Source organism: Paenibacillus ihuae (genome assembly GCF_001368795.1).
Lineage (GTDB): Bacteria > Bacillota > Bacilli > Paenibacillales > Paenibacillaceae > Paenibacillus_AQ > Paenibacillus_AQ ihuae.
This window is the reverse complement of the sequence record NZ_LN831199.1, coordinates 76,419-83,493: the sequence shown is the minus strand read 5'-3', so window position 1 is coordinate 83,493 and position 7,075 is coordinate 76,419. Positions and strand designations below refer to the sequence as shown.

Below are 7,075 nucleotides of genomic sequence, written 5' to 3'. Positions count from 1 at the left end.
TTCCTTTTATGACAGAAGAGCCGCTCTGGGTTCATCTGCTTGGTGCGCTCTGCGGAGGCGGCGTTCTTTTACTGTTGGCACTGTTTGGCGGTATGGGAATGGGGGATGTCAAGCTGTTTGCGCTGCTGGGCTGGCTGCTCGGCTGGCCGAATGTTATTGTGGCGTTTCTGGTCGCCTGTGCGCTTGGTACGGCAGTTGGCGGAGGCTTGCAGCTTGCGGGTGTTGTTCAAAAAAAACAGCATATTCCATTTGGGCCTTTTTTGGCGTTCGGCACACTGGTTGCATTCCTGTATGGCCCGGACATGATTCGTTTTTATCTCACGTTTATCGGTTAGGAGGGTTATCATCGCATGCTTGTACTAGGTCAACAGGCGATTGGGATTTCGATTGAAGAATCTGCGGTTCGCTACATCAGCGTAAAGAAAAACAAGACCTGGGAGGTCCGCAAAAAAGGGACGCTTGCCCTGCCTTCCGGAATGATCGTGGAGAACCGGGTCGCAGACAGCGAGGCACTGCTTGGTGCCCTCAAGCCTTGGGTGAAGCAGGAAGGACTGAGGGGGGCTAGGGTATCCTTAGCCATCCCGCCGGCACAAATCATTATCCGTAAGATGAGCATTCCGAGCACGAACGAAAAAGAGCTGGAGCAACTCGTGAAGCTGGAGGTAGAAACCGGCCTTCATCTGCCTTTTGAGAATCCCGTTTATGATTATGTGACAACAGGGGTGGACGAGGACCAGAGCCAGCTGCTCGTTTTTGCCGCACCCCGGCAGTCCATTCAGGACTACATTGATGTATTGGAAGCTGCAGGACTGCGGGTTCAAAGTGTTGAAATATCTGCCACTGCCCTTGCCCGTACTATTACTGCCGGCCAGGGAGAACTGTTTAACGAGACGATGCTGATCCATCTGGAGCAGTCCATGCTGGACATTTATATGTACCGGGATGGAAATCCCGTATTTAGCCGGACGATTAACGTAGCTGATTTGCATCAGAACCGAATGGAAGCACCTAAGGAGCCTGAGATGACTGCGTATGTCGCGGAAGCGGCCGCCTCGTTGGAAATGCCTGAGGAAGTGCTGTCACCTGAGCAAATGGTCGAGATCACTGCCGAGATATCCCGGATGCTGAATTTCTATCAATACAGCTTGCATGATGGGAGCACCCGAATCAGCAATGTGCTGATTACAGGAACGCCGGGCATACGCAGACAGCTTCACGCAGAACTGCGTCAGTCGCTGACCGAACAGGAGATTATCCCGGTCAATCTGGACCAGCTGGAAGCCGATGCAGGGCAGGACCCGGAGCTGAACAGCTACCGTGTCGCTACTGGGGCCGCTTTCGGCCATCGTATCCGCCATATTGATCTCTTACCCCGCGAAGATAGGGAGGCCGTGTTATTCCCTTATGTGGTCATCGCGCTCGTGGGACTTTGGCTGCTTGGTACACTGGGAATCGGCATTTATTTTGCTTCGGGTAAGGGTGAATTAAGTGACCAGAAGCAGCAGCTGCAAGGACTGCAGGCCCGGAGTGCTATGCTCCAAAGCGAGTTAACCCAGCTTAATAACGGAGGGTCCGCCAAACTGGACCGCAAGGCAGCAATAGATGAGATTATGAAGTATAAACTAAACATCGTTTCTGTGTTAAATGAACTGGCGGAAGGATTGCCGCAAGGCAGTGCTCTGCGGAATATCAATTATACCTATCTCACCTCGATTGATCTGACCGTGAACGTTCCGGGAATGGAGCAGGCTTCCGAATATCTGGTTAAGCTGCGGAAGATGTCCTTTACTGTGGATGCATCCATCGAGAAATTGTCCGAAGGTGAAGCCGATTCAGGGTCTGCTGCTTCACTGGCCGGAGCCTACACCGCCATTTATAAGGTAAACTTGAAAGCAGACAACCCGGTTACCGCTACGCAGAATAATGAAGGGGGGGCTGCAGAGAATGGAACAGATCAATAAATATCGTTCGCCCATAGTGCTAGGGGTACTTGTGCTGTTTCTGCTGCTGTTTGCCTTCTTCATGTTTGGGGTAAAGCCGGTTAACCGCCAGATTGCTGATCAGGATCAGCAGATTGGGCAGCTGGAACAGCAAAATGGGCTTCTGAAAACGAAGATTGACGAGTTGAAGAGTTCATCTGAAGCCAATCAGGAGCAAGAAGCTCTGCTGGCACAGCTTCCGCGCGGCGACAGCAGTGAACAGCTCATACTTGATCTGCGGACAATCGGCAGTTATACGAATGCAAGGCTTAAGGATATTGGCTTCGCGATTGGTGAGAACAATCCCATTCAGGAGATGACGGGCTCGTCCGATGTCGCCTTTCCTACGGTCAAGCAGCTGAAAATGACAGCAATCGTGGAAGGGGAGTATACCAGTATCCGGAACTGGCTGACTGCGCTGCAGCTTATGCCGCGTATCATCAATGTGGATTCTTTTAGCTTTCAGCAGTCGGAGGATTCGGCTGCAAGTGGGGAGACTGGAAGCATTATTACAGCTAATATCTCTTTCACAGCTTATTATGAGGATGCACCGGATTCCCCGAAGACAGAGGCACAAGTTGCCATTAAATAGTTATAATTACCTGTAACCTGGAAGTAAAATAAGCAACAAATCCCAGCTTCGCCTTCTTATCAAATGAGGGCGGAGTTTTTTGTTCGCATCCCCCCATAAATCCGTTTTCACTCCTACATGAATTGGGTATTTTAGCTTACAAGCTGCCGTAAAGTATAAAGTAACGGTCATTGTAATGGAAGTAACTGCGATCTAGTGGGTGAAGCAGAACAACAAGGAGGAATGGAGAATGAACAAGAAGTGGATGAGAGGTTCGTTGGCCCTGGCACTGGGGCTGGTATCGGCAGGGAGCGGGGCAATGGCAGCTACTCCGGACACCGGAAGCACGGCCATAAAGACCGTAGCGGTTTCTGTACCGGGTAAAGAGGGCCCGGCCACGATTAACAATCTGACGGTGAAAAGCATTATTCCGCTCGTCGTTCACGCCAAAAAATTATTTACCTACGCCAGCGGGAGCGGAAATGTATACAATCCGGAAACATTCGTATACAACGGAATGAATTACCGTTACCTTTCCAGCGACCTTGGCACCAAGCAACAACTGATGAATTACATAAAAAGAGCATACACGCACAATGCCGCTGCCTTTTATGTGCAGACACAATTCCTGGAGTATAAGGGAAGAATGGCGCAGGTAAATGCCGATGTGGGCAACGCGCTTCAGTATGATAAGGCTACAGCCATTATGGTCTCCAAAACAGCAACCACTGCGGTATTCGAATTGAGTGTGCCACAGCCTGACGGCCAGGGGGCGAATGAAATGGTAGTGGTCAAATTGAAAAAAGTAAACGGCTACTGGAGAATCGATATGTCACCGGATACCTTGTTCTAAGGCAGTTACAGATACAGTTAGTTATAACGGAGGATAACGCCGGGCAGGGGGAACATGCCTTACTTCCGGGAGCAAAGCATGTCTGAAGGGTAAACAACACCGGCGAGCTTGCCTTGGGAGGTAATAATGATGCAATCATTTTTCATGCTTTCGGGGCGGTTCATGGCTTCAGCCAATACGGAGGCGGCAGGGGAGGATATATCGGCAATCAGGGGCTTGCTGTTCATCAGCCTGGTTATGGATTCCCGGTAAAAGTGGTCCGTGCCCAGACGTCCGGTAGCTTTTAAAAAGAAGCGTTCGCACATCAGCAGTCCCACCGGCTCGTTCCCCTCATTGCAGACAACGATGCATTTCGATTCCGGATGCTGGAACATTACGCGCAGTGTTTCACGGCAGGTGAGAGAAGCCGGAACAGAGGGGGCACTGCGGATCACTGTGGACCATTCAGATGTTAATACATTGCTCAACCTTCTTCATCCTTTCTACAGCGGATATTGTCCCAGTATAATGTGCCTGCGTAAACTCCAATAATTACCAAAGTAATGACAGTGTAAAATAAACTGCGTAATTCCAGCAGTGTTATAAAGCTGCACAAAAAGACGGTCAGAACGTATTCTGAACCGTCTTTTTTGCTGAACGCTCTGAATAGCGGTTATTTCCCGCCACCCGTAATTTCTTATTCACTGCTGCTCACCCCGTCTTCCACCAGCGGCTTCTTCCGGGATTCCGGCCGGGCAGCATTGCTCATGCCGCTGCGGTTGATGGCGATCACTTGCTTCTGGGCAGGGTATACATCGCGGGAGAGCTTCTTCTTCTCTTCGGGTTTGCCGTCAACGAACCGTGTGATATAGGTTTCGACGATATAACCTGCCTTTCCGCTCTGCAGAATACGGGTACCGCCGCGGGGCAGAGAGGAATCCGCCACATATTTAGCTGCGGGCTGAAGCACCTCAACCGTTTGGGATTGAACGGAATAGTAGACATTTCTCGGGAAGGTGCCGAACAGCTTTACAGTTAGCGTCCGGCCCTGGACGGCCGCCTTAATGATCAGATATTTACCGGTATTATTGCGAAAACGGAAATTGATATACCCTTGGGAAAAGGTCGCATCCTGACCTTTGGGCAGATAGCTGACCGGCAGGGAGTGATTGCGGCGTTCCACAATCTCCAGGCCGGATCGGAGAGCTGCGTTATAAAGCGTGCTGGAGACCTGGCGGATTCCTCCGCCGGTACCGGGCTGCAGCTTCCCGTTCACAATGACCGGCGCCTCGCGGAAACCGGATTCCGCCTGGGCTTTTTCAATGGCTTTGCCGTAATCGAAGATTGCCCCCGGCGGCAGCATCGTGCCGTTGACGGCCTTCGCTGCGGCCTCCACGTTGAAGGTACGGCCTGGACCGCTTAAGCCCAGAGAGGTGCTGAACTGCGAAATCTTACGCTCAATCCCCTGGTCCTTCAGAGCCTGCAGTGTTACAGCCGGCTCTTGAACGGTTAATGGCACTTCAAGGGTAATGCTCTTACCCGTCAGGAAGCTGCTGAGCCGGGTAGGAAGGGCTGCCCGCAGGGCAAGCTCCAGTCCATGCCAGTCGATCTCATAGGAGGTCGTTTCCGGGGTGTAGACGATTTGATCATCTACGGTAATACGCCGGGTTGCATCTGCCGGGATACCGAAGGATTCTCGTTCCCAAGCCGGACTTAAGCTGCTCTGCAGCTGCTTAATCTCCAGATGAATGCCGAGGCCCCAAGAGCTGGCAAAGCTCCGCCGGGCTTGGACACGCTGGAGCAGTCCTCCGTCTGTTAACTCCTTCAGCCCCTGCAGAAATTCCTCTGCCTCATAAGTTGTTCCGGCCTGCTCCAAGGTGACGGTCATCTCGGTGTTTCCTTCCGCCTTGAGAATCAGCGGGACAGCCTCCAGAGCGCTTAGCCTCGCAGCTAGTCCGCTGCGGACCTCAGATATGTCCATCCCGCCGATATCCCAGCCTGCGAGCCGGGTGCCCTTGGGGATCGTTTTCTGATTTCCATATACATGAAGCCCCCCGGCCAGAAGGGATCCGGCCAGAAGCAGCCCGATTACGGTGATGAGGGCGGCGTGTTTTTTTTTCATCTGATAAACCCCTTCAGGGTGGCGGATTTGCGCTGCCATGCAGCGCGCCGGATAAAGTGAGCCTACAATGATCAGTTTTTGAAGCAGATATATAGAAGCAGAAGCTGCCGGCGGGCAGGATTTTAACAACGGTGGAGCGAATGTAATACTGTTCTGAGACAGCCGGACAAGAGCCGGTAATTTATATATATGTGCGGTGCCTGTAAAACTTTCGGGTACTCAAGCAGTTACAGATTTGTTACAATAGATACGCCTGCGGTAATTTGTGCAGTTTATGGAAGCTTCCGCGGTTTGATGTCGAAACTGAAGAACCGGCGGAATATGTCAGAATCGGGAAGTGATAATTTTGATCGAAATGCAGGATGTCTGGAAGACTTACCCCAACGGAACCCACGCGCTTCAGGGAATATCCGTCAAGATCGACCGCAACGAGTTCGTATATGTCGTCGGACCATCCGGCGCAGGGAAATCAACGTTCATGAAATTAATTTATAGAGAAGAGACTCCGACGAAGGGACAGATCTCGGTAGGCGGATTCAACATAGGAAAGCTTAAACCGCGTAAAATCCCATACGTCCGGCGTAATATCGGCGTAGTGTTCCAGGATTTCCGGCTGCTGCCGAAGCTGACGGCCTATGAGAATGTTGCATTTGCGATGGAAGTTATCGAAGCGCCGAAGAAGGTTATCAGGAAACGTGTCCCTGAAGTGCTCGAATTAGTCGGCCTGCGCAGCAAAGCGAACCGCGAGCCCTCTCAGCTCTCAGGCGGGGAACAGCAGCGGATCGCCATTGCCAGGGCGATTGTCAATAACCCTTCCGTCATTATTGCGGACGAGCCTACAGGCAACCTGGACCCCGAGACTTCCTGGGGAATTATGCAGCTCCTTGACGAGATTAATTTTCGCGGCACAACGATTGTGATGGCTACCCACAACAGGGATATTGTCAACAAAATGCGCAAACGGGTGCTGGCGATCGAGAATGGGAATATTGTCAGAGACCAAGTGAGAGGGGAATATGGTTATGAGTTTTAAAACCTTCTTGCGGCATGTGCGGGAAGGCTTCAAAAACGTATTCCGCAACGGCTGGATGTCGGTGGCTTCCATCACATCTATTGTCGTCTCCTTATTCGTGCTTGGTGTCTTTATACTGCTTGTGCTTAATGTTAATTCCGTAGCGGACAAGGCGGACAGCCAGGTGCAGATCAATGTGCATCTGACGCTGAATACCGACGAGAAGCTGCGTGAAACGCTGCAGAACGAAATCGGCAGCATGCCGGAAGTCAGCAAGGTCGAGTTCGTGTCCAAAGAGCAGGGCCTTAAGGAATTCCGCGAGGATATGGGACCGGATGCAGCCGAGCTGCTGGAAGGCTTTGACGAAGATAATAACCCGCTGCCGGATAAGCTGCTGGTAGAGGTCATTGAACCCACCACAGTTCCGTTTGTAGCAGATAAGATAGAAGCACTAAACAAAACGCATGAAGAGCAGCCGATATATAAAGTAAACTACGGAAAAGGCTCCGTGGAGACGCTGTTTAAGATTACGCGCGCTGTACGCAATATAGGCTTTATT

The 7,075-nt window shown here is 51.4% G+C and carries 8 protein-coding genes; 6 read left to right on the top strand and 2 right to left on the bottom strand.

Annotated features, from left to right (window positions below; genetic code table 11):
• The 4 genes from AQR02_RS20065 to AQR02_RS20050 all read left to right on the top strand — a co-directional run.
• A partial coding sequence (locus AQR02_RS20065) for a prepilin peptidase (protein WP_167347630.1) occupies positions 1-335 on the top strand: 335 nt, incomplete at its 5' end.
• A gap of 15 nt (positions 336-350) precedes the next feature.
• Positions 351-1,961 carry a pilus assembly protein PilM gene (pilM, locus tag AQR02_RS20060; protein WP_054942233.1) on the top strand — a complete coding sequence of 537 codons (1,611 nt, stop codon included), beginning with the start codon at positions 351-353 and terminating at the stop codon, positions 1,959-1,961.
• Positions 1,945-2,571 (top strand): type 4a pilus biogenesis protein PilO, encoded by a 627-nt coding sequence (gene pilO, locus AQR02_RS20055; protein ID WP_054942232.1) that lies wholly within the window; start codon positions 1,945-1,947, stop codon positions 2,569-2,571. The genes pilM and pilO overlap by 17 nt, the downstream gene beginning before the upstream one ends.
• A 229-nt stretch (positions 2,572-2,800) precedes the next feature.
• A complete protein-coding gene (locus AQR02_RS20050) occupies positions 2,801-3,403 on the top strand; it encodes a DL-endopeptidase inhibitor IseA family protein (protein ID WP_054942231.1) in 603 nt (200 codons plus the stop codon).
• Positions 3,404-3,462: 59 nt separating this feature from the next.
• Here AQR02_RS20050 and AQR02_RS20045 read toward each other — a convergent pair whose 3' ends face one another.
• Both AQR02_RS20045 and AQR02_RS20040 read right to left on the bottom strand, forming a co-directional pair.
• Positions 3,463-3,870, bottom strand: coding sequence for a CBS domain-containing protein (locus AQR02_RS20045; RefSeq protein WP_054942230.1), 408 nt, complete (start codon positions 3,868-3,870; stop codon positions 3,463-3,465).
• A 209-nt stretch (positions 3,871-4,079) separates the two neighbouring features.
• The gene (locus tag AQR02_RS20040) at positions 4,080-5,504 is read right to left on the bottom strand and encodes a VanW family protein (protein WP_054942229.1); all 1,425 of its coding nucleotides are present in this window, start codon (positions 5,502-5,504) and stop codon (positions 4,080-4,082) included.
• Between the two features lie 346 nt (positions 5,505-5,850).
• On the opposite strand from AQR02_RS20040, the gene ftsE reads away from it, so the two are divergent.
• Both ftsE and AQR02_RS31500 read left to right on the top strand, forming a co-directional pair.
• Entirely contained in the window at positions 5,851-6,537 is a 687-nt protein-coding gene (gene ftsE / locus AQR02_RS20035) for a cell division ATP-binding protein FtsE (RefSeq protein WP_054942228.1), read from the top strand.
• Positions 6,527-7,075 (top strand): permease-like cell division protein FtsX (locus AQR02_RS31500; protein WP_148449179.1); only part of this gene is annotated, 549 nt, incomplete at its 3' end. The genes ftsE and AQR02_RS31500, both read left to right, overlap by 11 nt.

Excerpts from the sequence above, each read along its gene's own strand:
- pilO (WP_054942232.1), top strand. The coding sequence starts at position 1,945 with ATGGAACAGATCAATAAATATCGTTCGCCCATAGTGCTAGGGGTACTT.
- AQR02_RS20050 (WP_054942231.1), top strand. The coding sequence starts at position 2,801 with ATGAACAAGAAGTGGATGAGAGGTTCGTTGGCCCTGGCACTGGGGCTG.
- AQR02_RS20040 (WP_054942229.1), bottom strand. The coding sequence starts at position 5,504 with ATGAAAAAAAAACACGCCGCCCTCATCACCGTAATCGGGCTGCTTCTG.
- pilM (WP_054942233.1), top strand. The coding sequence starts at position 351 with ATGCTTGTACTAGGTCAACAGGCGATTGGGATTTCGATTGAAGAATCT.